The following is a 26,519-nucleotide window of genomic DNA, read 5'->3' as shown; positions in this document are numbered from 1 at the left end:
ATGACTGCTCTCTATTCATTAAAACGACAGGTCAAATACGAGGAAGCTGCCGGAACTCCGGCAGTCTTATAAACCGCTCAGTTTACGGTCACGCGCCCATTCTTCAGGGGTATAAGCCTTAATAGACAGTGCGTGAATTCGATTGTCGGCGATGTATTCCATCAGCGGTGCGTAAACGGTCTGCTGTTTTTTCACGCGGCTCATGCCATCAAACATCGCACCAACGACAATGGCCTGAAAATGACTGCCATCGCCAGTAATGTGGGCTTCGTCCAGTGCCAATGCGTTCATCAGCACGTCTTTAATTTCACTCGTTTCCATAGGGATCTATTCTTCTGAAGAATCATAACAGCCCGATATCTTATAGGGATCGGCGCAATTCTTAAACCACGAAAAAGCCCCTGACGAAGAGTTTCGCACAGGGGCTTTACGGACATTCAGTCAACTATTCACATCCCGCAGCCTAACTCACGGGAACTGCTCATATATTTACTCAACAGAGCAGCCCGTAGTGTCCGACGGAATAATGTCCTGAAGGTTATACAAGGTAATCAGTGTTCTCAGCCTGTCAGTGATACCCGCAATCGTCAGCGTAATCCCCTGCTGACGGGCTTCCTCGCGTAAATGCACCAGGAAAGCCAAACCGGAAGAATCCACACGCTCCAGCCCGGAAACATCCAGACAGGTCACGCCGGACATCAGCTTTCTGCGCATATCCCAGAATGCCACCAGCGTTTCGCGATCTAACTCACCGTGCAACATCAGTCGCGGCGGCTGCGATTCCCAGCGCAGGGCTTCACTCATTGTTGTTTATCCAGCGTGATCGGCTGAGCAGCGGCTTGTTTCAGACGCGCTGTCAGACCCTCGATACCTTTCTGGCGCAAGATATCTGCCCACTCGTTCTGTTTGGTCGAAATCATGCTGACGCCTTCGGCGATCATGTCATATGCCTGCCATTCGCCTGTGCGGCTGTTTTTACGCCACTGGAAATCCAGACGAACCGGAGGACGACCATTCGGATCGGTAATGGTGACACGGATAGCAATGATATCTTTATCCGCGTAGGACTGCTCTGGTTGCACCGTGTAGCTCTGGCCGTTGTACATCGCCAGCGCCTGACCGTAAGCCTGTTGCAGGTATTCAGAGAACGCCGCGAAATAAGCCTCGCGCTGTGCAGGTGTCGCCTGTTGATAATAGCGGCCTAATACCAGCGCGCCGGCGTATTTGACTTGCACATACGGCAGCAATTCTTCACGAACGATCTGGCGCAGATAGTTAGGATCCTGCTTGATTTTCGGCTGTTCGGTTTTGAGGCGGGTGAAGGTTTTGTTCGCTGCTTCATTCATCACGCTGTAAGGATTGGTCTTGTCCACAGCAGCATTCGCCAGCGGAGCCATAACCACCAACAGTGCAGCGATCACTAAACGTTTAAACATACTTATTTCCTCTTTTATGGAGAATCCGTAATGGCAAATTCTTAATGGGCAGCCGGCTGTGGCGCCGTATTAGCGTCAGGTGCAGGTGCAGCATTCCCTTCAGGCGCAGCAGGAGCCGCCGTTGCGTCAGGGTCAGCCTTGCCGTCGCCACTCTTATAAAGGAACTGGCCAATCAGGTCTTCGAGAACCATCGCTGATTTAGTGTCCTGAATAACGCCGCCGTTTTTAAGGATAGTCGTTCCCATTTCAGGGTCTTCAAAACCAATATTCAACGCCAGGAATTGTTCGCCCAGCAAACCAGACGTGCGGATCGCCAGCGTACTGGTGCTCGGGATCTGGTTATATTTCTGGTCGATATCCATTTCGACACGTGGGGAATAGTTTTTATCAAGCGTTATGCTGCTGACGCGGCCGATAACCACGCCACCGACTTTGACCGGCGAACCGCTTTTCAGGCCGCCTATATTGTCGAAGTCCGCAGAAATACGGTAAGTCGGGTCGGAGCCGATGGAACGGATGTCGGCCACTTTAAGACACAGGAAGATCACCGCAATCAATGCGATGATTAAAAACGCGCCTACCCAGATTTCACTCTTTTTCGTTTGCATGGTTTAATTTCCAAACATCAGTGCTGTCAGCACAAAATCCAATCCCAGCACCGCCAGTGACGAATGCACCACAGTACGTGTCGTTGCCCGGCTAATCCCTTCGGACGTCGGTATCGCATCATAGCCATTGAACAACGCAATCCAGGTCACAGTGATAGCGAAAACAAGGCTTTTAATCAGGCAGTTAAGTAAATCAGTCCGCCAGTCTACCGCGGTTTGCATCGCTGACCAGAAGAAACCGCTGTCGATGCCTTTCCAGTCCACACCCACCAGCGAACCTCCCCAGACCCCCACGGCAACGAAAATCGCCGTCAACAAAGGCATGGAAATCAGACCGGCCCAGAAACGCGGTGCAACAACGCGGCGCAGCGGATCGATAGCCATCATCTCCAGGCTGGAAATTTGCTCGGTGGCTTTCATCAACCCCAGTTCGGCGGTCAGCGCGGAACCCGCTCGGCCGGCGAACAGCAGAGCAGTCACCACCGGTCCAAGTTCGCGCAGTAAAGAGAGCGCCACCATCATACCGAGGCTGGCCTCAGCGCTGTAGGTGGTTAAAATCAGATATCCCTGCAAACCAAGCACCATGCCGATAAACAAGCCGGAAACGAGGATAATCAGCAGGGAAAGTACACCAACGCTGTAAAGCTGCTTGATCAACAGCGGCCATTGCTTGGCAAATTGCGGCTTACCGACCAATGCCCGAAAGAGCATCAGACCGGCGCGGCCAAAAGACGCACAGGTGTTTATCCCGCGGCGCCCGACTGAGGCTAACGCCTTAATTAACATGAATAGGGAACTCCATCATCCGAGCAGCTCGGTTTTGTAATCACCGGCAGGGAAACGGAAAGGCACCGGTCCATCGGCAATACCGTCAAGGAACTGACGAACACGCGGATCAGGATTATTTTGCAGCTCCTCAGGTGTGCCTTCGGCAATCACATGCTGCGCGGCCACAATATAAGCGTAATCAGCAATACTTAGCACTTCAGGAACGTCATGAGAAACCACGATGCACGTCACACCCAGCGCATGGTTCAGTTCATCAATGAGTTTAACCAGGACGCCCATGGTGATCGGGTCCTGTCCCACAAAAGGCTCATCGAACATGATCAGTTCAGGGTCGAGGGCAATCGCACGAGCCAGTGCGACACGTCTTGCCATACCGCCAGACAATTCAGCAGGCATCAGGTCACCGGCACCGCGTAACCCGACTGCTTCCAGTTTCATGGTCACCGTACTGCGCAGTAATTCTTCCGGTAATTTGCTGTGTTCACGCAGCGGGAACGCCACATTTTCGAACACAGTCAGGTCAGTAAACAATGCACCGGACTGAAACAACATACTCATTTTCTTGCGCGATTCGTACAATTTGCGACGGGACAACGTCGGAATGTTATCGCCGTCGAACCAGATTTCGCCGCTGTCGGGCGCAAGTTGTCCGCCAATCAGACGCAGCAAGGTGGTTTTACCGATCCCCGAAGGCCCCATGATTGCAGTGACTTTGCCACGCGGCACGGTCATATTTATCTCTTCGAAAATGGGACGATCGCCGCGCACAAAACTCATGCCTTTGATCTCAACCAGATTCGATTCGCTTTGACTCATTCAGTTTTTCCCTTCGGAATGCTTTCGCTAAGAATACGTCTGACACGCACAAGGTATCGTATAACTTTGGTATTTTTACAAAAACTTACCCCGGTTTCGTTACCAAAGTTGCCATCGATTTACTTTTCTGCCTCAGACGGTCAAAATCAACGAATTACCATTTTAAAATAAAAGCCTTCATCGTCTAACATACAGGAACCCGCAGGCATCATTTTCAGACAAAATGTCGCCTTAGCTCATGTTGACGAAGGAATCGCCTGCCCGCCAGGGCAACGAACCTCGCATTATACCCAATAAAGGATGTTTCATGCTTCTCGCTATCGTACTGATGATTGTCGGCTTGTTACTGTTAGTTTACGCCGCTGATCGTCTGGTGTACGGAGCCGCAGTGCTGGCACGCTCGATGGGCATCTCCCCGCTGGTGATTGGTATGACTGTCGTCGGCGTCGGAATATCCCTTCCTGAACTGGTGGTTTCCACCACCGCCGCCATCAACGATCAGATGGATTTGGCCGTCGGAAACGCAATTGGTTCGAATATCATTAATATTCTTCTGATTTTGGGCGGTGCCGCCCTGATTCATCCACTTTCCGTTCGTTCTGATATATTACGCCGCGAGCTCCCATTATTGTTACTGGTCACCGCGCTGTGTGGTTTTCTGTTAAGCGACGGCGAACTCAGCCGGTTTGATGGTGTTTTGCTACTGGCCAGCGCAGGCGTGTTCATGATGCTGATGATAAAAATCGCCCGCGCCGCCGAAAAAGAGGGGCTGGATACGCTGACCTACGAGCAAATGTCCGAACTTCCGCAAGACAGCAGCAATACGGTCGCATTTTTGTGGCTGGCACTGGGCTTTATCATCATGCCGCTGGCGTCGGGTATGATCGTTGATAACAGCACTGTCATCGCGCGTTATCTGGGTGTCAGTGAACTGGTGATTGGCCTGACGGTGATTGCTATCGGTACCAGTCTGCCAGAACTGGCGACCTTTATCGCCGGTGCTATCAAAGGCGAAGATGACATCGCGCTGGGTAATATTATCGGCGCAAACATTTTTAATACCTGCCTGGTGCTGGGATTACCCGCGCTGGTAGCACCAGGTTCGTTCAACCCAGACGCGTTTCATCGCGATTATTGGGTCATGCTGGCGGTCAGCGTGGTGCTTTCCGGACTATGCCTGATGCGTAAACACCGTATCGGACATTTAGCCGGTGCATTACTGCTGTGTGGATTTATCGCTTATATGGCCGTGCTGTTTCTATTACCGGACAGCATTGCCTTCTGAACTCTGTCAGGAACCCACTATGGCTAACGATACCTTCGCCCCCGGTTTTGATTTTCAGGCCGTCGGACATGATGTGCTGAAAACAGAACGTGAAGGACTTGAGCAGTTAGATCAATACATTAACGGTGATTTTACCCGCGCCTGCGAAAAAATCTTCGCCTGCAATGGCAAAGTCGTCGTCATGGGCATGGGCAAATCTGGTCATATCGGCCGTAAGATGGCCGCCACCTTTGCCAGTACGGGCACACCGGCATTCTTTGTGCATCCCGGCGAAGCCAGCCACGGTGATCTGGGCATGGTATCGAAGCAGGATGTCGTCATTCTGATTTCCAACTCCGGCGAAGCCCATGAAATTCTGGGGCTGATACCGGTACTCAAACGCCTGAGCATTACGCTTATCTGCATGACGTCTAACCCCGAAAGCACGATGGGGAAAGCGGCAGATGTTCACCTTTGTGTAAAAGTGCCCAAAGAAGCCTGCCCGCTGGGTCTGGCACCGACCAGCAGCACCACGGCAGTGCTGGTGATGGGCGATGCACTGGCCGTCGCACTGCTTGAAGCACGCGGCTTCACACCGGAAGATTTCGCCCTGTCACATCCTGGCGGAGCACTGGGTCGCAAGCTGTTACTGCGCGTCAGCGATATCATGCACACCGGGGATGAAATTCCGCACGTCAGCCGTGAAGCTTCGTTGCGGGATGCGTTGCTGGAAATCACCCGAAAAAATCTGGGCATGACGGTTATCTGCAACGATTTGATGAAAATCGAAGGGATCTTTACCGATGGGGATTTACGACGCATCTTTGATATGGGCGTCAACATCAATACGGCATCGATTGCGGATGTGATGACGACAGGCGGTATCCGCGTGCGTCCTTCACTGCTGGCGGTTGATGCGCTGAATTTAATGCAGGACAAACACATCACTTGCGTGATGGTTGCTGATGGTGACCAGTTGCTGGGTGTGTTACATATGCACGATATGCTGCGCGCTGGCGTAGTTTAATTGAGGAATTCCCTGAATGAGTAATAGCGCAGCCCTGGTGGAAACCTGCTACGGTCCGGTCAGTGCGCAAGTGCTTGAACGGGCAAAAGCAATCCGCCTGCTGATTTGCGATGTCGATGGCGTTATGTCTGATGGCCTGATCTATATGGGAAATCAGGGAGAAGAGCTGAAAAGTTTCAACGTTCGCGACGGTTACGGTATCCGCTGCCTGCTGACATCCGATATCGAAGTCGCGATTATTACAGGCCGCAATGCGAAATTACTGGAAGATCGCGCTAAAACTCTGGGCATACGCCACTTGTATCAGGGGCAATCTGATAAGCTTTTGGCCTTCCGCGAACTGTTAGATACACTGTCTCTGCGGGCCGAAGAAGTGGCGTACATTGGTGATGACCTGATTGACTGGCCGGTGATGGCCGAAGTAGGTCTCTCTGTCGCGGTTCAGGATGCACATCCTGTTCTGTTACCGAAAGCGCATTATGTTACCCGTATCGCGGGTGGACGTGGTGCAGTACGCGAACTGTGTGATTTGATTCTGCTGGCGCAGGGTAAGCTGGAGGACGCCAAAGGGCTGTCGATATGAGTAAAGCAAAACTTTGGATTATTCTGGCGCTGACTGCCATCGTTCTGGTGCTGATTGGCTGGTCATTATCTGACAACAGCGATGATGTTCCGCAAGCGGTCAATGATCAGGATCCGACTTACCAGACGTCCCACACCGTTACGATGGTGTATGACCCGATGGGCAGCCTGACGTATAAACTGGTTTCAGACCAGGTAAAATATTACACCGCTGATCAGGTGTCATGGTTTACCAATCCGGTCGCGACCATGTATGACAAGAACAAAGTAGCCACCTGGGTATTGCGTTCTGATAAAGCGAAACTGACTCAGGATAAAATGCTCTATCTTTATGGGCATGTGCAGGCAGACAGCCTGACACCTGAGACATCACAGCTGCAAAGAATCAAAACGGACAATGCACGGGTTAACCTGACGACACAGGACGTTGCCTCAGACGATGAAGTGACGTTGTATGGTACAGGTTTTACATCTAACGGCATGAAAATGCGTGGTAATCTGCGTGACAAAACAGCAGAGCTGATCGAAAAGGTAACGACCTCTTATGAAATTCAAAGCAAAAAATAAAATCCGTGATCTCCTGATCGTCAGCTCATTGTTAGCCGTCAGCGTTCCGGCATTTGCCTTAAAAGACGATACAACGAAACCGATCACCATTGATTCAGCAAACCAGGCGCTCGACGTCAATACCAATACCGCGACCTTTACCGGCAATGTGGTCGTCAATCAGGGTACGATCCAGGTTAAAGCCGACAAAGTGGTCGTCATCCGCCCGCAGGGGGTTTCCGGTAAAGAAGTGGTAGAAGGTTACGGCAACCCGGTGACGTTCTACCAGATGCAGGATAACGGTAAGCCGATTAAAGGCCATGCCCAGAAAGTCCGCTATGAAGTGGAAAATGACCTCGTCACGCTGACCGGCAACGCTTACCTTGAGCAACTGGACAGCAATGTGAAAGGCGACCGTATTACCTATCTGGTACAGAAACAGCAAATGGAAGCCTTTAGTGATAAAGGTAACCGTGTGACGACCGTTCTGGTACCTTCGCAGCTGCAACAAAAAACGCCTGCAGCGGGCGGCCAGCCGACCAAAAAGAGTAACTGATATTTTATGGCTAAATTAATCGCAGAGAATCTGGCAAAGGCATACAAAGGCCGTAAGGTCGTTGAAGATGTCAGTCTGATGGTCAACTCGGGTGAAATCGTCGGGTTATTAGGGCCAAACGGTGCGGGTAAAACCACCACCTTTTACATGGTCGTGGGCATCGTCCAGCGCGATGCGGGCCGCATTATCGTTGATGATGAAGACATCAGCCTGCTGCCGCTGCATACCCGCGCCCGTCGCGGTATTGGCTATCTTCCGCAGGAAGCCTCCATTTTCCGTCGTCTGAGCGTATTTGATAACCTGATGGCGGTGCTGCAGATCCGTGACGATCTGACCAAAGAACAGCGTAATGACCGCGCTAATGAATTAATGGAAGAGTTCCATATTTCTCATTTGCGCGATAACCTCGGTCAGTCACTGTCTGGTGGTGAACGCCGTCGTGTTGAAATTGCCCGTGCACTGGCAGCGAACCCTAAATTCATCCTGCTGGATGAACCGTTCGCCGGGGTTGACCCGATTTCCGTTATCGACATCAAAAAAATCATTGAGCATTTACGTGACAGCGGCCTCGGCGTACTGATCACTGACCATAACGTTCGCGAAACACTCGACGTTTGTGAACGCGCGTATATCGTCAGTCAGGGGAAATTGATCGCCCACGGCACGCCAGCCGACATTCTTGCTGATGAACAAGTTAAACGTGTTTATCTTGGTGAAGAATTCCGTCTGTGATCTGTGCCGCCGGAACCGTGCCTGTTTCAACCTACACTGAAACGGGCCGTCTCTGACAGAAGTGTTGCCGTTTTCACTCATCAACGGAATTAAGCCAAGATATGAAGCAAGGTTTGCAACTCAGACTCAGCCAACAACTGGCAATGACTCCTCAGTTACAACAGGCCATCCGCTTGTTGCAACTATCCACGCTTGAGCTCCAGCAGGAGATCCAACTCGCGCTGGAGAGCAACCCTCTGTTGGAACAAACCGACCTTCATGAAGAAATCGACTCGGTAGAAACCACCGACAGCGAAGGGTTAGACACCCGCGAGGCACTCGAGCAGAAAGACATGCCGGAAGAGTTGCCGCTGGACGCCACCTGGGATGAGATTTACACCGCAGGCACGCCGTCAGGCACCGGCAATGATTACAGCGACGATGAGCTACCGATTTACCAGGGCGAAACCACGCAGACACTTCAGGATTACCTGATGTGGCAGGTCGAGCTGACACCGTTCTCTGATACCGATGCCGCGATTGCCACGTCAATCGTCGATGCAGTGGATGACACCGGTTACCTGACCGTCTCCCTTGACGACATTCTCGAAAGCGTCGGTGATGAAAATGTCACCATGGACGAAGTCGAAGCCGTACTTAAGCGCGTTCAGCGTTTTGATCCGGTGGGTGTCGCCGCCCGTGACCTGCGCGACTGCCTGCTGATCCAGCTTTCTCAATATGCGACTGACACGCCTTTCATCACTGAAGCCCGTCTTATCATCAGCGAACATCTCGATTTGCTGGCGAACCATGATTTCCGCGCACTTATGCGATCAACCCGGTTAAAAGAAGATACACTGAAAGGAGCGATGCTCCTGATCCAGTCTCTTGATCCGCGTCCGGGCCAGTCTATCAACACCGGCGAATCCGAATACGTGATCCCGGATGTGCTGGTGCGTAAAGTGTCAGGTGTCTGGGCGGTAGAACTCAATTCCGACAGCATTCCGCGTCTGAAGATTAACCAGCAGTACGCCGCGATGGGGAATTCCGCACGCAGCGACAGCGACGGGCAATTTATCCGCAGCAATCTGCAGGAAGCCAAGTGGTTAATCAAAAGCCTGGAAAGCCGTAACGACACGCTGTTGAAAGTGACGCGCTGCATCGTTGAGCAGCAGCAGGCGTTCTTTGAACTGGGTGAAGAATTTATGAAACCTATGGTGCTGGCAGATATTGCCAGTGCCGTGGAAATGCACGAATCGACGATTTCACGTGTGACGACGCAGAAGTTCCTGCACAGCCCGCGTGGCATTTTCGAACTGAAGTATTTCTTCTCCAGCCATGTCAGTACAGACAGCGGTGGCGAGGCATCGTCAACCGCGATCCGGGCGCTGGTGAAGAAATTAATCGCAGCGGAGAATCCTGTAAAACCGCTCAGTGACAGTAAGTTAGCAACCCTGCTTTCCGATCAGGGAATTATGGTTGCGCGTCGGACTGTCGCTAAATACCGAGAGTCTTTGTCCATCCCGCCCTCAAACCAACGTAAACAGTTAGTTTGACCTCAACAGAGAAGGAAGACATTATGCAGCTCAACATTACCGGACATCACATTGAGATCACGGATCCCCTGAGAGAGTTCATCACGTCGAAGCTGGCTAAGCTTGAGCAGTATTTCGACAGGATTAATCAGGTGTATGTGGTGTTGAGCGTGGAAAAGGTGCAGAAAGTAGCGGAAGCCACTTTGCATGTGAACGGAGGCGAATTACATGCCACCTCGGAACATCAGGATATGTACGCAGCGATTGACGGACTGGTTGATAAACTGGCCCGACAGTTGAATAAACATAAAGACAAACTGAAACAGCACTGACATTCATGTAGCCAACCCTGTGCTACAAACCTTCGGGCATCGGCTTGTGACCTTCGGGAAACGAGCCGATATAGCTTTAAGGGTGAAACAGCGCAAAAGTGAAAGATGACATGATTAACGATACTGCAATGCAATTAACGTCGGTGCTTAATGCCGAATGCACCAAAAGCGGCGTTCATTGCGCCAGCAAAAAACGCGCACTGGAAATCATTAGTGAGTTGGCCGCCAAACAATTAAATTTGTCGCCGCAGGTGATTTTTGACGCCATTTTGACCCGTGAACGTATGGGGAGCACCGGGATCGGTGCCGGGATCGCCATCCCGCACGGTAAGCTGGAAGAAGACACTTTACGTGCCGTCGGCGTATTCATTCAGCTTGAACAACCGATTGCTTTTGACGCCATCGATAATCAGCCGGTAGATTTGCTTTTTGCCTTGCTGGTACCGGCAGATCAATGTAAAACCCATTTACATACATTATCTTTAGTCGCTAAGAAATTAGCTGATAAAACAGTGTGTCGCCGTCTGCGTGGCGCGCAAAGTGACGAAGAACTGTTCCAGATAATGACTGAAAACGAATAAATTGCTGATTCCCGGTACAGTGCCGGGAAAATGAATTCTGCACACTGAATGCCAGGGGAGTGACACCATGGTGCTGATGATTGTCAGCGGCCGTTCCGGTTCCGGGAAGTCGGTTGCCCTACGGGCACTAGAAGACATGGGTTTTTACTGCGTGGATAACCTGCCGGTGGTGTTATTGCCGCAGCTTGCCCAGACCCTTGTTGAACGTAATACATCAGCGGCCGTCAGCATTGACGTCCGTAACATGCCGGAAACACCGGAAGTTTATGAGTATGCGATGTCACAACTGCCGGAGAGCTTCTCACCGCAGTTGTTATTCCTTGATGCCGACCGCAATACTCTGATCCGCCGCTACAGCGACACCCGTCGTCTGCACCCGCTTTCCAGCAAAAACCTGTCCCTCGAAAGTGCCATTGATGAAGAAGCCGATCTGCTCGAACCACTGCGTTCGTCTGCGGATCTGATCATCGACACCTCCGAAATGTCCGTGCATGAACTGGCAGAAATGCTGCGTACCCGTCTGCTGGGTAAACGCGAGCGCGAACTGACGATGGTGTTCGAATCCTTCGGTTTCAAACACGGCATTCCGATTGATGCGGATTACGTTTTCGATGTGCGTTTTCTGCCAAACCCGCACTGGGATCCGAAACTGCGTCCGATGACAGGCCTTGATAAGCCGGTCGCGGCGTTCCTTGACCGTCATACTGAAGTGCACAACTTTATTTACCAGACCCGCAGCTACCTCGAACAATGGCTGCCGATGCTGGAAACGAACAACCGCAGCTATCTGACCGTCGCCATTGGCTGTACCGGCGGTAAACACCGTTCGGTCTATATCGCAGAGCAACTGGCCGACTATTTCCGTTCCCGCGGGAAAAATGTGCAATCCCGCCATCGCACGCTGGAAAAACGCAAATCATGACGGTGAAACAAACGGTAGAAATCAAAAACCGGTTGGGTATGCATGCCCGCCCGGCAATGAAGTTGTTTGAACTGGTGCAGAGCTTTGAATCAGAAGTGATGCTGCGCAACGACACGGGCATTGAAGCAGAAGCCAGCAGTGTCATCGCGCTGCTGATGCTCGATTCCCCGAAAGGTCAGAAAATCGAAATCGAAGCCACCGGCCCCGATGAAGAACAGGCATTGACGGCAGTGGTAAATCTGATTAATTCAGGTTTTGATGAAGACTGATAATTAACGCACTCTTTGAGCCGTATTAAATGCGGCTTAAACAGTCGATTGCAATGGCCTTGAAACTCTCAAAGTTTTCGCTGCTCAGCAAACGGCTCATTGAGCGTTCCCGCACAAACGTCACGAACAAATCGTAAATCGCCATCGCCTCTTCATAATCTGCCTTGCTGATTGCCAGCAGGAAAATCACGTGTGCGGTCTCCCCTTCTCCCCACGCAATGCCCTGCGGAGAGAGCAACGTTATCACCACGGTTTTCTTCGCCAGGAGCCCCAGCGAGTGCGGCAGCGCAATCCCTTCGCCCAGCATGGTCGAGACAATTTCCTCGCGCTCAACCACCGACGGATAAAACGCCTGATCGACATAGCCTTCGGCTTCCAGCTGAGAGCACACATGGCGGAATAACTCCGCCTGCGTCATCGGTTCATCGATGATCATGAAGTGTTTTTCGTCGAAGAATTTTTCCAGCATATAAGGCCGGGTGCGATCCACCAGTACCAGCTTGCCAAGCTGCTCCATCTGGTATTCGGTCGGGAATGGCGACAGCACCACCACCGGTTTATTCTTCTCGCTGATGCGGGCGTTGGAGATAATGAAATCTTCGTCGATGTGTTCCAGTTGTTCGTAATCACGCAACGTCACCACCTGTTTCATCACCAGCTGCGGATATTTGCGGCTAATCTGTGCCTGAATCATACGGATGGTCGAATTGCCGGTGTCGCATACCAGCATCACCTGCGGATGTCGCTGATAACCGATGTTGTAATGCCGCTCCAGCCCGACGCCGATATGCAGCACAAGAAACCCAATCTCGTTTTCACTCAGCGTATACGGCGTGTATTTCCCCCAACTTGAGACCGCCGCCAGCGTAACGTCATAGGCCATCGGATAATGCTGTTTGATGTTATTCAGCAGCGGGTTGGGGATATTAATCTGGTATTTCACCCGCGTAATCATGGTTTTGATATGCGTCAGCAGATCAGCACGCAGCTGTTTATCACCTTGTAAATCATAACTATAGTGCGAATTGATATACGACAGGATGTAATCGACCAGCGATTCGTCATCGTCAGCACTAATGTCCGTTGGCAGGATTTGCTGGACGCGACGCGCGGCGATATTCACCCGCAGATAAGCTTCTTCAGAGGCCGGAATTTCCTTGCCCACCAGACTTTTCAGCTCCGCAGCCAGCCGCACAGAAACGTTTTTGACCGCCGGGTCACCGTCTTCAGCATCAAAATCAGTCAGCGGATAACCGCCGGCAATGCGTTTAATGGCCACCGCGCAATAGAGAATCAGATATTGTTCACCTTCGTCGGTCAGTTGAATAGAAGACTGCGTCAGAAGCTGATGCATAAAGCGCGTCAGCGGCACCAGCGCTTCCGACTCCAGGCTTTCCGCCTTCAGCAGCGGATTGGCCTGTTCTTCGGCATCGAGCTGGAACAACAAGTCGGTCAGGCAGGCGCGGATTGCCAGCTCCGCACCAAACAGCTTCATGCCGTAGCGCGGCTTGGTTTCAATATTCAGATGATAGCGGGCCAGATGCTCCCTTACCTCAGCCATATCATTTTGCAGGGTTCCCCGGCTGACAAACCATTCATCAGCCAGATCTTCCAGCTTTAATGAAAAAGCTGAGGTCAAAAAGCGGATCAGCAGCGTCTTCACCCGCTCTGCGGCCGTACGCGGCGTCGGATTCGGTTTACGTTGTGTCGACTGCTGTAACGACGAGAACAGGCTCTGATCATCAACGCGCAGCTGATACCCGCTGCCACGGTTGTGTACGAAGGTCGCGCCATAGTCCGCGATGATTTCATTAAGCGCAGTGATATCCGCACGGACCGTCCGCGTCGACACCGACAGGCGTTTTGCCAGTTCATCCTGAGGCAGCGTTTCGGTTTGCAGCGCATCAAACAGTTGCGCCAGACGTTGATTGGGAAATCTCACCATTGTTCTTCCATATTATTCCGGCTACGGCGCGATCACCCTTTACGACGAACTGCCGACCGCCACAGAGTCATCGATAAACGCAGTTTGCCGTTTTCGGCAAATACCTTGAATCAGGTGATGTTATCGCTTCGTTGATTGATTGCGTAAATATATTTGCCATCCGGTAACAACATCAGTGTGCCCGGACGGCTTACCGCGCAGGAAAGGTCAGAACCTTCAGCCCACCAGCTTTTTGACGCTGGCCAGCAGGGTTTTCACATCGTCAGGACGGGTGTTACCGGTGGCGCTGTCGATAATCGAGCTGTAGATATGCGGGATGATTTTAGTGACGCCCGCCGCCAGCGCGATTTCCATAATCGGCTCAAAGTTTTCTAAATCGATACCACCGGTCGGTTCCAGCCAGAAATCCTGTTCCGCACAGGCACGGGCCACGACAGCGAATTCATCACGGGTTTTCAGGCCACCCATCGGGAAATATTTAACCGAGCTGCCGCCCATATCTTTCAGCAGCGCAATGGCGGTTTCCACCGGCACGATGGCGTCCGCAGAAGCAGAACTCAGTGGTCCGGTATTGATTTTCACGAAACCGACTTTTCCGGTGGGTGAAATCAGACCGTTGACCACACTGTCGTTTTGTCCAAGCATTCCACGGCTGGTACCGACGCCGGTAAAGACCTGATTGACGTGCTGCGGCTGAACCTGCGCTGAAATCTGGCTGACCATCAAAGACTGACGCGGATCGCCCGCGCCTAAACCGACAGACAACGCGTTTTCAATCAATGCGGCATACTCTTTCATGTCCGCCACCGCACTCGCGACGTCTGGATAATTTTTGGAAAGCACACCGACCAGTACATGACCTTCTGCCGCTTCATAGATATCACGGGCATTGTCTTTCGAGCCCGCCAGCACATTCAGGCACACGCGGTCACGGTAGAAATTTGGGGTCAGCTTCATGCTTTGTCTCCGCTGAAAAGTTGTTTAAAACGTTGTGCGACGATGGCGAGCTGCGGCGGCGTCACGCTGCGCACATCGACTTCGATCTTGCCTTCGTTGGCGCGGTAGCCACGGAAATAAATCGCGATATCGCCGTTTTTCATGGCGTCCACAATGGCTTTGGTTTTCCAGCCCAGCACCGCTTCATCGAAAGTGATTTCCGTACGGGCGATATCACGTCCCGCGCTGTCCCAGACCACGCGGCCAGTGACACCGCTGATTTCATTCAGGCTGGCGATAAATGGCGTCATCTTGTCGACCATTTCCTGCCCGGTGGTTTTCGGCAGTGTGATGTAGCTTTCGATGGCCTGCGTCAGGCCAAGAATGCCTTCTTTGCCGACCTTCATCGCACGACCAATCCCGCCCGATTGCAGTTTTACCCATTCGACATACTGTTTTTTGCCGAGCACCAGCCCGCTGGTCGGCCCTTCGATGGCCTTCGCGCCACTGTAAATCACCAGATCCGCACCCATCTCGTAATAGCAGGTCAGGTCTTCTTCCGCGGCGGCATCGACGATCAGCGGCACATTATGCGCACGCGCCACTTCAGCGGCTTCGGCCACCGACAAAATGCTTTTCTGCACTGAGTGGTGCGATTTTATGTACATGATTGCAGCGGTACGCGGGGTGATGCAGGCCGCGAGTTGTGCGGCAGAACATTCGTTGGCATAACCGGCTTCTACCACCTTGCCGCCGCCCATCGTCACCATGGTCGCGACCGGTGCACCGAAATTCACGTTATGGCCTTTTGGCAGAACGATATCGTGCGGGATTTCCAGTGGCGCGGCGTGCAGGTTTTCCAGCAGCCAGGCGTCATCTTTGACGATCACCGCCGCCACAGATTGCGCGATCCCGGCAGAAGCGCAGGAAACCACCACCGCGTTTTCGACGTTTAGCAGTTTCGCGATGTAAGCACCGGTTTTGTTCACCAGATCTTTCATCTCGAAGTAGTGATTCAGGCCGGTATTCACCACTGCTGCGACTTCTTCACGCGGCGTGGAAACACCCAGCGCAGTCATACAACCGGAAGCATTAATGACTTGTTTTAACTGGTACTTTTCATACAGCGATTGTTCAGAAGACATGAGCAGATTTCCCTTCTTCGGTTAACAGAGTGACGCCCGCGACCACAGCGGCCAGAGGCACCAGCAAACTTTCGCCCTTCACGGACTGACCTTCGGAATCGATAAACACCTGCGGCGTCTGACGGCGTTCAAACAGGGTCAGGTCGGCGTCAGCACCGACTTCCAGACGGCCTTTGGCAGGAAGACGCAGCGCATCAGCGGCGTGCGAGGTGACGCAATTAATCACCTGCGGCAATGTCATGCCGACGCTGAAGAATTTCGACATCACCGTCGCCAGGCTGTGAACCGGCCCGTTGAGGCGATTGCGGCAATAAATATCGGAACTGATGGTGTGCGGCAAAATGCCCTGCTTAATGGCCAGCTCTGCCACTTCAAAGCTGAAACTCGCGGTGCCGTGACCGACATCCAGCAGCACGCCACGGCTGAGCGCCCGCTTAACGGAATCACGCAGCACGCCTTCCGGCGAGAGAATACGGTTCGGCTTGCCGTTATAGCAGTGGGTAATGATGTCGCCCGAGGTCAGTAAATCTGCGATTTCGTCGAGGTTCGGCGGATTATTACCGATATGCACCATCAGGGGCAGGTCATCGTTTTCCTGCTGAATTTCTTTGGCGCGCACCAGTGGTTTAATGCCGTTCTGGCCGACCACACTGCTGCTCATGCGCGCTTTGATGCCAATGATAAAACCGGGATTTCGCGCGATGGCGTCACGCACGCCGACCTTGTCGATCTGGGCCATATCCGCCAGTTCGTTCTGCGTGACAATGCCGGTGCGGGCGATATTGAGAAACGCGTAGACGTTGGTTTTCGCCTCGCGGGTAATCTGATAGAAATCGTCGACATCATTCGCGCCGGTACTGCCCGCATCGGCCACGGTGGTGACACCGCAGGCCACACCAATCAGATCGGCGTCGTCATGATAAATCGGCGATTTGGGATAACAGTGAACATGGGAGTCGATCCATCCCGCGCTGGCGTAAACCTTGCCCTGAAGATCGAGAGTCTGGCGGGCGGTGGCACCGCAGGGCAACGTGCCAATGGCGGCGAATTTGCCGTCGCGGATTGCAATATCAGTCAGGCTGCCGTCTGCGCGTAATGCCTGCCGGATGATTAAGTCATACATACGACGTTCTCCATAATCTCGGGCGTCAGGAGTGTTCCTGACGCCCGTTTACTTCAGCTTTTCTTCTGTACTACTGCGTTCTTACAGTGAAACCGGGAAGACAGCGCCCAGCACCATTGCGCCGAGAATGGCACCACCGGTAATCGGTTTTTGCCACAGATAGAAACCCAGTGCGCCAATCAGCGAGCCCAGACCGATAGGAATCGATGCCGCCATTGCCGACAGGATAATCAACGGCCCGAGGAAGCGGCCGGAGGCATTACCCGCGCCCATCATCACGTCAGCGCCGTAGGTAGAATTGCTCTGATTGATGGTGAATTTACGTGCCAGAATGATGATGTAACCGACGGCTAACCCGAGGATCAGGCCGGTTACCAGCGAGGCCGCGAAGTTCGCCACCGGGAAGATAATCCCCGCGCCGAGCAACATTGCCGGGACGCCCAGGCCGATACCGGTCTGGATCGCACCGCCGATATCGAGAATACCGACCAGCGAACCTTCGATGATGCGGGCAAACAGAAAGCTGGCACCGAAGGCCGCCACGGCGCCGTACACGCCGGTATCCATGCCGGAACGCAGCATTGATACAAACGCCACTTCGTTAAACGCACCGATGCCGTACAGGTAATACATGTGTGTCCCGGCGAAAACACCGGAAGACAGCAGTCCGACAAAAATCGGGAACGACCACTCGGCGTACCAGAAACCACGTTTGGCTTGTTCTTCCATTGTCATGTTCCTCTTACTTGCCGCTGAGTGAATTGTGAATGCCGTTCAGCCATGTCGGGACGTCCAGCATGAATGACTGCAACAGTTTGACGTCGAAGCCACGGAAGAAACCGCTGAGGACGAACAGCGCGATAATCGCCGCCATCATCACTTTGGTGACGTGGTTCCAGCCGCTTTCTTCGACGCCTTTACCGATCAGGATACCCAGCACCAGACCCGGTACGGCGTTACCCATGATCATCTGCGCCAGACCACCAAAAATAGTGGCCCAGAAACCGGAACGACGTCCTGCATCGATCGCCGCCAGCCAGAAAATCACCGGCATCACGGTGTTCACCAACAGGTTGGCCGCAGGCACCAGCACTTTGATTGCCGTGACCTGCAACGCCGCAGGCACCGCAGACGCGGTAGTGTTGAGGAAGGCGACCACAATCATGCCGATGATGCCGCCTGCAATCGCCATCTTGCGCGGGTCATGCATGGTTTCAGCCACATTGCGGTTTTTAAACATCAGGGCAGCGGTTGCCCAGTGGGGAATGATGCGGTGGTCAACGTCCTGGGTGAAAGAACCTGCCGCCACGGAAGAAGCCCAGGCGTTAAAGAAGAAGCCCAGACCAAATGAGAAATGCGAAGCCGGATCGCCTTCACAGGAGTTTAATTCCCCAAGCGTACGAAAAGCCCCCATTCCTTGCACGGTGGGGGCATGGAACATACGTGCGGCCCCCGCACCTACGCCCACGCCAACCAGTCCGCCGATAATAAGCGACTTAAATAAAATAATTAAAAACATCAGTATATCCTTGTCATTTATAGCTAACGTTTTTATTTCGTGACAAAAACTACCTGTTCCGTATTAATAACAGTCAGGTTGACGGTAATGTCTAACGCCACGTAATAACTCTTTCTTTCCCTGGCCAGAAAAAAGAACAGAAACTTTTCTCTTTTGACTGACTCTTCTGCCTTTATTATCCTGACGTCCTGCGGTTCTATACGCAGTAAGACATTATTGGCAGACGATTTGAGAACCGTTCTCTGAACCTGACTCAGTGCGGAAGAAAAGGCGGCAGCCTTATTTTCGCCCTTTCCTTCAACCCGAACTGTCGTGGTTAATTGTTGCTTCATTACGCCTGACCATACTTCTTGTTATAAGCTTCAACCAGACGCTGACCCAGTTCTTCTTTATCCATAAATCCGAACCCTAATACTAAACAGCCTTCGTTAATTGCCGTGACACCTTCATCCACTGAACGCATCCCGTACTTAGCTTTATATCCGTATTTGTTTTGTGCGGTAATCGCACCGGCACCGCCACTGCCGCAGAAAGAAATACCAAAGGTCGCACCTTCTGCTTTCATCACGTCACCGAGTTTCATATCTGCTGCCATACCCGGGACAACGACGGCTTTCCCGCCAGCCGCTTCCACGCCGGCTGCCACTTTCTGGCCTTTTCCTAAACGGTCACCGATCACCACTAATACTTGTCCCATCATTCACATCTCCGGCTAATTAATTCGTTAAATTTTCAGTAAAAGGTTATTTAGGTTCGTTATCTCTTGCGACTTCGAAATGTACCGAGAGTAAATACGCTTCCTCAATCGGTAAGTTTCCAAACCAGCTGACCACGTCCTCTGCCATTTGCATGGACTCAGCAGAGATTTCATCAAATAAATCTTTTTCGACTTCAGGCAACGGCTCGCCGGTAATTGAGCGTAATACCATGGCTTTAACGTGTGACGTTAACATCTGCAACTGAACATCGGTGGTATAGATATTCTTCGCACTTTGCATCGCCTGAATATCCTTTAATACTTGCTCTGTTATCGCCTCAGCATCTTTCAATTCAATCCGCCCGGTCCCATTCACAGATGCGCTTGCGTTATTCACTCGCGATTACCTCTCTCCTTGCCTGACTCACTATTTTCAGCCATTTATTTCGTCTGTCTTTACCCTAACCCCGCGCAGATTTCCTGTGTAGAGGATCTTTTTCCAGTTCGAAGTGGAAATACGGTGCGCTGAGCAGATCCAATTCGCAAAACGAAAAGTTAAGTCGTTATATCACTGAATATTTCGGTTTGTAGCAGCGTATTTCACTGGTAATCGGAATTTTCGCAATGCGGATTAATTACCTCGCAATGCTTTCATTTCTGCTTAAGAATGCCTAGTATCAAAGAACACATGCAAATTCCCGACACCCCCGCGCTTACCCGCGGGGGTGTTATTTTTTGCCGACCGGCACCCCACCCGCATGAAGCGGGTGATGCAAAAGGAACCACGGAGAATGTTATGAGTAAACCGATACTGATCATCAACGAACTTGACGCAGAACGCCTGGATACACTGCTGGCACAACCGGCCTTTGCCAACACCCCGGTCGCCGATGCACTGAACGAAGAGTTAGATCGCGCAGAGATTTTGCCGCCCGAGCAAATCCCCGCCGACGTGGTCACGATGAACAGCAAGGTGCGCTTTACAGAAGGTAAAGACGGCGAAGAACATATCCGCACGCTGGTATATCCTGCGGCGCTAAAAGACAGTAAAGAACAGCTGTCCGTGATGGCCCCGCTGGGGGCTGCCCTGCTGGGGCTGCGCACAGGCGGAAGTATCACGTGGGAAATGCCGAATGGCGAGAACAGCCGGATTGAAGTGCTGGAACTGTTGTATCAGCCGGAGGCGGCGGGGGAATTGCGTCGTTAAGGGTTTTCTTTTGCAGAGGCCGCTGCAATGGCGGCCTCATTGAATACTGCGAAAGTTTCGGTTTCTCATATGCAGAAACCGCTGCACTGCTTTACTAAATACTGAGAGCGTTTCGGTTTCTCACGTCCGGTGATCGCTCAACGCGCAGCGCCGAAACCGCCCAAGAGGGAGAAGTGCTTTCTCCCTCTTGGATCTCCCTCCGCTTTTTTACTGCGCGCTGTCGCTGGCGGCTATGTTTCAGGTATCACTGCGACAGGCTGGAAATCTTGCCGCTTTGCGGTGCCTTCTCTCGGTGTTACTCGGCCTACGGCCTCGCCCTTCGGGCCGTCACTTCGTGACGTTGTCTCGCTGAGCTCGCCCCGAGCCATAGGTCTCGAAGCCGCTCCGTTCAGCAAGATTTCTGAATCGCCCGTGGGATCTTAAATTCAAAGGCAGAAAGGTTTTATCTTTTACAAAAGTCGATTGACGTGCTCAAAAATGGCACCGAATGAACGGTTCGAGACCTGAGGCTCGACACCTGAAATGAGGGAATCGCGCAGCGAGGACATTTTGCGCCACCTACCAATGTCCCGGAACATGTCCGTCGTGATTGCAATAGCGCGCAGTTTAAGACGTGGAGATTCCAAAGAGGGCTCGTCTTAGCCCTCTTTGGTCGGTTTCGGCGCGAAAGACCGAGTGATCACCGCGATTGAGAAACCGAAATTTTCACCGCTCTCAGCACTCTCAGCATTGAGAAGCCGCTCAGGCAGCGGTCATCTGCTTACTTAAACTTCTTATGATTCTCGTTACGCGTAGCCTTAAACCCTTCGGCTTCTTTCTTCGCTTCATCCACTTTGCCTGCTTTGGCTAAAGCGGAAGCTTTATCAATCTGGCCGATCAGTGTATCCAGCCCTTTGTGGTAATCCTGCATTTCAGGGCTGTCCGGCGCTTTGCCTTTCAGTTTCGGTGGTGTGGCTTTTTTCGCGTCCTCGGCAGCCGCTTTCATGTTTGCCAGACCGGTGGTCAGTTCGGCCTGATCGCTGGTTTTCAACACCTTGCCGTAGTTATCAGCAATTGTATCCATGTCCGTTTCTAAATCTGCTGCCAGTGCTGCCGTGCTGCTGCCGAGCATGGCTATCACCGCTAACGCCATCAGTTGTTTACGCATGAACTATCTCTCTATTGTTATTTGTTTATTAGATAAAACGACATTGCTTGTAAGGCTTTATAAAAATAGGCTGAGAGAGAGAAAAACGGGATGAATTTTTTGTAAAGAATTAAAGCAGCGATCGGGCAACCGCTGCTTTAAGGAGGGTTATTCGCCAGCGATTTTCATTGCCGGTAACAGCACGGAACCGCACTGGATATTGCTGCGGGTTTCGATGTCGCTGCCAATGGCGACCATATTGCGCCACATGTCTTTCAGATTACCGGCAATGGTGATTTCGCTTACCGGATACTGGATCTCGCCATTCTCGACCCAGAAACCTGCTGCGCCACGGGAGTAATCGCCGGTAACACCGCTGACGCCCTGCCCCATCAGTTCGGTGACGACCAGGCCTTTATCGAGCTTACGCAGCATTCCGGCGAAATCATCGCCCTGACCGGCGATGCGCCAGTTGTGGATGCCGCCCGCGTGACCAGTGGTTTGCAGACCGAGCTTACGCGCGGAATAGCAGGTCATCAGCCAGTTTTGCAGCACGCCGTCTTTGACGATATCACGACGCTCGGTGCGCACACCTTCGCTGTCGAATGGCGTGGAAGCCAGCCCCTGCAACAGGTGCGGATGTTCTTCAATGGTCAGCCACTCCGGCAAAATTTGCTTGCCGAGGCTGTCGAGCAGGAAAGACGATTTACGGTAAATGCTGCCACCGCTGATCGCCCCCACCAGATGCCCGAACAGGCCGGTCGCCACTTCAGAAGCGAACAATACCGGGGCCTGCATGGTCGGTAATTTGCGCGGCGCCAGACGGGATAAGGTGCGGCGGGCGCACTCTGCGCCGACCCATTCAGGGTCTTTCAGATCGCTCATTTTACGGGCGATGGAGTAGGCGTAATCGCGCTCCATGTCGCCTTCGTGTTCGGCAATCACTGAGGCGGAAATCGAATGACGCGTCGAGCAATAGCTTTGCAACATGCCATGGCTGTTACCGAAAACGCGGATACCGTAATGGCTGTTGAAACTGCCACCTTCGGTATTAGTGATACGCTTGTCAGCCTGCAACGCCGCCTGTTCAGCACGTGCGGCCAGTTCGATGCTGCGATCCGGATCCAGCTCTTCCGGGTGGAATAAATCCAGGTCCGGCGCATCGAACGCCAGCATCTCTTTATCGGCCACGCCCGCGAACGGATCCGGCGACGTGTAACGGGCAATATCCAGCGCCGCCTGCACGGTGCGGGAAATAGCGTCCGGGCTTAAATCGGTGGAAGACGCACTGCCTTTACGGTTCTGATAATAAACGGTGATGCCCAGTGCGCCGTCGCTGTTGAATTCCACATTCTCGACTTCGCCAAAACGGGTGCTGACGCCGATACCGGTGGTTTTGCTGACCGCCACTTCTGCAGCATCTGAACCGGCTTTCGCCAGTTCCAGTGCCTGAGATACGGCCTGTTCCAGAGTCTTACGCTGCTGCGTTACTTGATTCACTACGTTCATCGGCATGCCATCGCTTATGAGATAAAAGGGATTGTTCTACACTGATATACAGAAACTCTTATCTTTGAGTCTAACAGAGACTCGCCACAATTTCGCATTCACTCCGGCGTTGTTATGCCCAAAGTTGCAACAGAACATGGATGTATGCGGCATAACCCTGCATAATGCCGCCAAAGCAATAAAGCACAATCAAACTGACAGGATTACCTCGTTAAGAGGAAGCGCCCATGACAAAGAAAATTGACGACTGGCACGACGACGTTCCCGAAACCAACGAGAACGAAGATGATGAAGAAATCATCTGGGTCAGTAAAAGTGAAATTAAACGTGACGCCGAGGCGCTGAAAGATCTCGGTGCAGAAATGGTTGAACTGGGTAAAAACTCGCTGGACAAACTGCCGCTGGACGACGATCTGCGCGCAGCGATCGACTTAGCGCAGAAGATCAAGAAAGAAGGCCGCCGCCGCCAGTTACAGCTGATCGGTAAAATGCTGCGTTCCCGCGATGTTGAACCGATCCAGACCGCGCTGGATAAGCTGAAAAACCGCCATAACCAGCAGATTTCGCTGTTCCATAAACTGGAAATGCTGCGTGACCGTCTGGTTGAAGAAGGTGATGATGCGATCCCGCCGGTACTGGAATTGTATCCTGAAGCCGATCGCCAGCAACTGCGCGCACTGATCCGTAACGCACAGAAAGAGAAAGCCACTAACAAGCCGCCGAAATCTTACCGCCAGATTTTTCAGTATCTGCGCGAACTGGCTGAAGGTCAGGAATAAAAAAACAAAAACCCGCCTTTTTACTTAACAGAAAATGGCGGGTTTTTTCTTTTCAGCCTTTAGCCTTTACTGCGGGTTTCTCCAGCAGATTAAGCCGCAACTCACCTTCCAGTTCTTCCTCCGCTTCTTCAAACAACAGAATCAGCGCGCCGAAACGGCGTTTACGGCTGGCATTCAGATTAATGAAATCTATCTCAACCGGCAGTGCAATCCCGCCCGTTACCTCATCCCAGAGTGCGTCCAGATTCGCGCCGAAGCTGTCAGTCAGTGCAAACTGACGGACAAACTCGCGGTAGAATGCGGGTAAATCCGGGATGTGATTAAAATCGAAGCTCACTTTATTCATCGACATCACTCCACCCGAACGAAGTTCTGATAATGGTCTTTACTGACATAAATCAGCCCGTCGCTGGCAAACAACACGCGGTCAGCACCGCGACGCCCGCAGCGATAGTTAATATCCGCTTCGCGCCACACCCTTTTGTATGCCGAAGGCAAACGTCCTTCCCGGTTTGAGAAGCGGTCACCACCGATGGCTTTGCCCGGCAAGACATCACATAAATTCCCGGAACGGGCATCCCAGCCGGCTTCCCGCGCCTTTTTCTTGGTGATGTAATTTTCAGGCAATTTATGGTTCTGGCGTAAATAGCCGATCACCGTTTGTTCATCGGTGCCCGGAACTATTGTGCCCTGATTATATGTCGTTTTCGCGACAACCTGCCCCGCGACACCGCACAGCCCGAAAAACACGGCGGCCATCATCAGATTGCGCGCACACCGCCCGTTAAATGCCTTCATTGACGTCCTTTGTGTTGAGCCGGAATGAGTCTGTTTCTGTTTATTGTTTCTTAAAAAGTAACTTCTGGAAAGCTGACTTAAAGATTCCCTAAATGCAGCGTTTTCACCTGCAAATATTCTTCCAGCCCCAGCACCGAACCTTCACGTCCCAGGCCGGACTCTTTTACACCGCCAAATGGCGCGGCTTCGTTGGAAATCGCACATTCATTAATGCCAATCATCCCGCTCTCAATAGCATCCGCGACCCGGAAAATACGTTGAAGATTCTGGCTATAGAAATACGCTGCCAGCCCGAAAGGCGTGTCGTTGGCGCGTTTAATCACTTCCTCTTCCGTTTTGAAACGGAAACAGGCCGCCAGCGGACCGAAGGTTTCTTCATGCGCCACTTTCATGTCATCAGTGGCATCAATAATGACCGTCGGCTGGAAGAAGTTGCCACCGAGTTTGTGGCGCTGTCCGCCCTCCATCAGGCGTCCACCTTTCTCCAGCGCGTCCTTGACGTGCTCTTCAACTTTCTCCAGTCCTTTGATATCAATCAGCGGCCCGACAATGACGCCTTCGTCCATGCCGTTGCCGACTTTCAGCTTGCGTACTTCTTCCACCAGCCGTGAGGTAAACGCCTCGTACACGCCCTCCTGCACATAAATACGATTGATGCACACGCAGACCTGGCCGGTATTGCGGAATTTACAAGTGATCGCGCCCTTCACCGCCGCCTCAATGTCGGCATCGTCAAACACGATATACGGCGCATTGCCACCCAGTTCCATCGACACCTTTTTCATGGTGTCGGCGCTGTTACGCACCAGCGTTTTGCCGATTTCCGTCGAGCCGGTAAAGGAGACTTTACGTACCGCATTGCTGGTCATAATCACGTCGCTGATGGCACCGGTGTCACCGGCCACGCCATTGATCACACCGTCCGGAACCCCGGCATCCTGCGCCAGTTGCAACAAGGCGAACGCCGACAGCGGCGTGTTACTGGCCGGTTTGATGAGACCGGTACACCCTGCCGCCAGCGCCGGACCCAGTTTACGGGTGAGCATCGCCAGCGGGAAATTCCACGGCGTGATGGCCGCCACCACGCCGACCGGTTCGCGGGTCGCCAGAATGCGTGAGCCGGATTTGGCCGGAGGAATGATTTCTCCGTTAGCGCGTTTGGCTTCTTCGCTGAACCATTGCAGGTAGCTGGCGGCGTAATCGACTTCGCCCAGTGCCTCTTTCAGCGGCTTGCCCTGCTCGGCAACCATCAGCTCACCCAGAAACTGTTTATTTTCCAGCATCAGTTCATACCAGCGATGCAAGATTTCAGAACGCGCTTTCGCAGTGGTTTTGCGCCATTCGGGGAATGCGTCACTGGCTGCCTTCACCGCGGCTTCTGTTTCTGCTTTACCGGCTTTGGCGACTTTGGCGACCACATCGCCGGTTGCCGGATCCAGCACATCAAAGGTTTCTTTGGCTTTAAGCCATTTACCACCGGCAAAATAGCCGGTCTTAAATAATGGATGCGTGGAGAGTTTATGAGGTTGGGCTGACATGTGGATCCTCCTGATTTATGCCGTTCAAAACGGGATATTGCAGTAAGTATAGACGCTAAAAATCCGAACGACGGCACAGAGCCTTCAGCGTTCTGTGCTTGTAACATTCAGTTACACAGGACATTTCTGCTGATATTCCGGAAAATACCCGCACAACACTGATGCTTTTCCTGCCCCACGCAGGTGCATCGCGTGACCACTGCGCGATCTTTTTGCGCCATCA

The 26,519-nt window shown here is 52.4% G+C and carries 33 protein-coding genes and 1 other RNA gene; 13 read left to right on the top strand and 21 right to left on the bottom strand.

Annotated elements, in window-relative coordinates; genetic code table 11:
* Positions 1-66: 66 nt before the first annotated feature.
* The 6 genes from ibaG to mlaF form a co-directional block, all read right to left on the bottom strand.
* Entirely contained in the window at positions 67-321 is a 255-nt protein-coding gene (gene ibaG / locus EX31_RS12460) for a BolA family iron metabolism protein IbaG (RefSeq protein ID WP_013577246.1), read from the bottom strand.
* A 168-nt stretch (positions 322-489) separates the two neighbouring features.
* The gene (gene mlaB, locus EX31_RS12455) at positions 490-804 is read right to left on the bottom strand and encodes a lipid asymmetry maintenance protein MlaB (RefSeq protein ID WP_013577247.1); all 315 of its coding nucleotides are present in this window, start codon (positions 802-804) and stop codon (positions 490-492) included.
* Positions 801-1,436, bottom strand: a complete 636-nt coding sequence (gene mlaC / locus EX31_RS12450; RefSeq protein ID WP_037035038.1) for a phospholipid-binding protein MlaC — start codon at positions 1,434-1,436, stop codon at positions 801-803. The genes mlaB and mlaC overlap by 4 nt, the downstream gene beginning before the upstream one ends.
* A 41-nt stretch (positions 1,437-1,477) precedes the next feature.
* Entirely contained in the window at positions 1,478-2,044 is a 567-nt protein-coding gene (gene mlaD / locus EX31_RS12445; protein ID WP_013577249.1) for an outer membrane lipid asymmetry maintenance protein MlaD, read from the bottom strand.
* A gap of 3 nt (positions 2,045-2,047) precedes the next feature.
* Complete coding sequence (gene mlaE, locus EX31_RS12440) at positions 2,048-2,830, bottom strand: lipid asymmetry maintenance ABC transporter permease subunit MlaE (protein ID WP_013577250.1); 783 nt, start codon at positions 2,828-2,830, stop codon at positions 2,048-2,050.
* A gap of 15 nt (positions 2,831-2,845) precedes the next feature.
* A complete protein-coding gene (gene mlaF, locus EX31_RS12435; protein ID WP_013577251.1) occupies positions 2,846-3,649 on the bottom strand; it encodes a phospholipid ABC transporter ATP-binding protein MlaF in 804 nt (267 codons plus the stop codon).
* A gap of 307 nt (positions 3,650-3,956) precedes the next feature.
* Between mlaF and EX31_RS12430 the strand changes: the two genes are divergently transcribed.
* From EX31_RS12430 to npr, 11 genes are all read left to right on the top strand, one after another.
* Entirely contained in the window at positions 3,957-4,934 is a 978-nt protein-coding gene (locus tag EX31_RS12430; protein WP_013577252.1) for a calcium/sodium antiporter, read from the top strand.
* Positions 4,935-4,953: 19 nt separating this feature from the next.
* On the top strand, positions 4,954-5,940 hold the full coding sequence (kdsD, locus tag EX31_RS12425) for an arabinose-5-phosphate isomerase KdsD (protein WP_037035037.1): 987 nt from the start codon (positions 4,954-4,956) through the stop codon (positions 5,938-5,940).
* A gap of 16 nt (positions 5,941-5,956) precedes the next feature.
* The gene (gene kdsC, locus EX31_RS12420) at positions 5,957-6,523 is read left to right on the top strand and encodes a 3-deoxy-manno-octulosonate-8-phosphatase KdsC (protein WP_013577254.1); all 567 of its coding nucleotides are present in this window, start codon (positions 5,957-5,959) and stop codon (positions 6,521-6,523) included.
* Positions 6,520-7,089 (top strand): LPS export ABC transporter periplasmic protein LptC, encoded by a 570-nt coding sequence (gene lptC / locus EX31_RS12415; RefSeq protein ID WP_013577255.1) that lies wholly within the window; start codon positions 6,520-6,522, stop codon positions 7,087-7,089. The genes kdsC and lptC overlap by 4 nt, the downstream gene beginning before the upstream one ends.
* Positions 7,067-7,624 carry a lipopolysaccharide ABC transporter substrate-binding protein LptA gene (lptA, locus tag EX31_RS12410; protein WP_013577256.1) on the top strand — a complete coding sequence of 186 codons (558 nt, stop codon included), beginning with the start codon at positions 7,067-7,069 and terminating at the stop codon, positions 7,622-7,624. The genes lptC and lptA overlap by 23 nt, the downstream gene beginning before the upstream one ends.
* Before the next feature lie 6 nt (positions 7,625-7,630).
* Positions 7,631-8,356, top strand: a complete 726-nt coding sequence (gene lptB, locus EX31_RS12405) for an LPS export ABC transporter ATP-binding protein (RefSeq protein WP_013577257.1) — start codon at positions 7,631-7,633, stop codon at positions 8,354-8,356.
* Positions 8,357-8,457: 101 nt separating this feature from the next.
* A complete protein-coding gene (rpoN, locus tag EX31_RS12400; protein WP_013577258.1) occupies positions 8,458-9,891 on the top strand; it encodes an RNA polymerase factor sigma-54 in 1,434 nt (477 codons plus the stop codon).
* 23 nt (positions 9,892-9,914) lie between these two features.
* Positions 9,915-10,202, top strand: coding sequence for a ribosome hibernation promoting factor (hpf, locus tag EX31_RS12395; RefSeq protein WP_013577259.1), 288 nt, complete (start codon positions 9,915-9,917; stop codon positions 10,200-10,202).
* Between the two features lie 98 nt (positions 10,203-10,300).
* Entirely contained in the window at positions 10,301-10,783 is a 483-nt protein-coding gene (gene ptsN / locus EX31_RS12390; RefSeq protein WP_173362074.1) for a PTS IIA-like nitrogen regulatory protein PtsN, read from the top strand.
* Positions 10,784-10,850: 67 nt separating this feature from the next.
* Complete coding sequence (rapZ, locus tag EX31_RS12385) at positions 10,851-11,705, top strand: RNase adapter RapZ (protein ID WP_013577261.1); 855 nt, start codon at positions 10,851-10,853, stop codon at positions 11,703-11,705.
* A complete protein-coding gene (npr, locus tag EX31_RS12380) occupies positions 11,702-11,974 on the top strand; it encodes a PTS phosphocarrier protein NPr (RefSeq protein WP_013577262.1) in 273 nt (90 codons plus the stop codon). The genes rapZ and npr overlap by 4 nt, the downstream gene beginning before the upstream one ends.
* Positions 11,975-11,999: 25 nt before the next feature.
* On the opposite strand, the gene EX31_RS12375 is transcribed toward npr, so the two are convergent.
* The 9 genes from EX31_RS12375 to EX31_RS12335 form a co-directional block, all read right to left on the bottom strand.
* Entirely contained in the window at positions 12,000-13,919 is a 1,920-nt protein-coding gene (locus EX31_RS12375; protein WP_037035036.1) for a BglG family transcription antiterminator, read from the bottom strand.
* A 216-nt stretch (positions 13,920-14,135) separates the two neighbouring features.
* Positions 14,136-14,876 (bottom strand): 2-dehydro-3-deoxy-phosphogluconate aldolase, encoded by a 741-nt coding sequence (locus tag EX31_RS12370; RefSeq protein ID WP_037035034.1) that lies wholly within the window; start codon positions 14,874-14,876, stop codon positions 14,136-14,138.
* Complete coding sequence (locus EX31_RS12365) at positions 14,873-16,000, bottom strand: DgaE family pyridoxal phosphate-dependent ammonia lyase (RefSeq protein ID WP_037035031.1); 1,128 nt, start codon at positions 15,998-16,000, stop codon at positions 14,873-14,875. Before EX31_RS12365 ends, EX31_RS12370 begins: the two co-directional genes overlap by 4 nt.
* A complete protein-coding gene (locus tag EX31_RS12360; RefSeq protein ID WP_037035029.1) occupies positions 15,990-17,123 on the bottom strand; it encodes an amidohydrolase/deacetylase family metallohydrolase in 1,134 nt (377 codons plus the stop codon). The genes EX31_RS12365 and EX31_RS12360 overlap by 11 nt, the downstream gene beginning before the upstream one ends.
* A gap of 81 nt (positions 17,124-17,204) precedes the next feature.
* Positions 17,205-17,852, bottom strand: a complete 648-nt coding sequence (locus EX31_RS12355) for a DUF4310 family protein (protein ID WP_013577267.1) — start codon at positions 17,850-17,852, stop codon at positions 17,205-17,207.
* 13 nt (positions 17,853-17,865) lie between these two features.
* On the bottom strand, positions 17,866-18,642 hold the full coding sequence (locus EX31_RS12350; protein WP_037035026.1) for a DUF4311 domain-containing protein: 777 nt from the start codon (positions 18,640-18,642) through the stop codon (positions 17,866-17,868).
* Between the two features lie 32 nt (positions 18,643-18,674).
* Positions 18,675-18,974, bottom strand: coding sequence for a DUF4312 family protein (locus EX31_RS12345; protein WP_037035025.1), 300 nt, complete (start codon positions 18,972-18,974; stop codon positions 18,675-18,677).
* Positions 18,974-19,339: an SFCGS family glycine-rich protein gene (locus EX31_RS12340; protein ID WP_037035119.1), complete on the bottom strand. Its 366-nt coding sequence runs from the start codon at positions 19,337-19,339 to the stop codon at positions 18,974-18,976. The genes EX31_RS12345 and EX31_RS12340 overlap by 1 nt, the downstream gene beginning before the upstream one ends.
* A 46-nt stretch (positions 19,340-19,385) precedes the next feature.
* Complete coding sequence (locus EX31_RS12335; RefSeq protein ID WP_037035023.1) at positions 19,386-19,736, bottom strand: PRD domain-containing protein; 351 nt, start codon at positions 19,734-19,736, stop codon at positions 19,386-19,388.
* A 399-nt stretch (positions 19,737-20,135) separates the two neighbouring features.
* Here EX31_RS12335 and rnk point away from each other — a divergent pair, with 399 nt between their 5' ends.
* Complete coding sequence (rnk, locus tag EX31_RS12330) at positions 20,136-20,546, top strand: nucleoside diphosphate kinase regulator (RefSeq protein WP_013577272.1); 411 nt, start codon at positions 20,136-20,138, stop codon at positions 20,544-20,546.
* 296 nt (positions 20,547-20,842) lie between these two features.
* Here the strand turns inward: rnk and EX31_RS25335 are convergent.
* From EX31_RS25335 to pmbA, 3 genes are all read right to left on the bottom strand, one after another.
* Positions 20,843-20,925, bottom strand: a non-coding RNA gene (locus EX31_RS25335) — RtT sRNA.
* 381 nt (positions 20,926-21,306) lie between these two features.
* Positions 21,307-21,693, bottom strand: coding sequence for a cytochrome b562 (gene cybC, locus EX31_RS12325; protein WP_013577274.1), 387 nt, complete (start codon positions 21,691-21,693; stop codon positions 21,307-21,309).
* A gap of 147 nt (positions 21,694-21,840) precedes the next feature.
* Positions 21,841-23,181 (bottom strand): metalloprotease PmbA, encoded by a 1,341-nt coding sequence (gene pmbA, locus EX31_RS12320; RefSeq protein ID WP_037035020.1) that lies wholly within the window; start codon positions 23,179-23,181, stop codon positions 21,841-21,843.
* A gap of 227 nt (positions 23,182-23,408) precedes the next feature.
* Between pmbA and yjgA the strand changes: the two genes are divergently transcribed.
* Positions 23,409-23,960: a ribosome biogenesis factor YjgA gene (yjgA, locus tag EX31_RS12315; RefSeq protein ID WP_013577276.1), complete on the top strand. Its 552-nt coding sequence runs from the start codon at positions 23,409-23,411 to the stop codon at positions 23,958-23,960.
* Between the two features lie 52 nt (positions 23,961-24,012).
* On the opposite strand, the gene EX31_RS12310 is transcribed toward yjgA, so the two are convergent.
* The 3 genes from EX31_RS12310 to EX31_RS12300 form a co-directional block, all read right to left on the bottom strand.
* Complete coding sequence (locus EX31_RS12310) at positions 24,013-24,306, bottom strand: barstar family protein (protein ID WP_013577277.1); 294 nt, start codon at positions 24,304-24,306, stop codon at positions 24,013-24,015.
* 5 nt (positions 24,307-24,311) lie between these two features.
* Complete coding sequence (locus EX31_RS12305; protein WP_037035019.1) at positions 24,312-24,758, bottom strand: ribonuclease domain-containing protein; 447 nt, start codon at positions 24,756-24,758, stop codon at positions 24,312-24,314.
* A gap of 77 nt (positions 24,759-24,835) precedes the next feature.
* Entirely contained in the window at positions 24,836-26,296 is a 1,461-nt protein-coding gene (locus EX31_RS12300; protein WP_013577279.1) for an NAD-dependent succinate-semialdehyde dehydrogenase, read from the bottom strand.
* Between the last annotated feature and the right edge of the window lie 223 nt (positions 26,297-26,519).

The sequence above is a fragment of the Rahnella sp. WP5 genome (genome assembly GCF_000745615.1).
GTDB classification, from domain to species: Bacteria; Pseudomonadota; Gammaproteobacteria; order Enterobacterales; family Enterobacteriaceae; genus Rahnella; species Rahnella aceris.
Note: the sequence above shows the minus strand (reverse complement) of the source record. Positions and strands in the feature narration are given on the sequence as shown.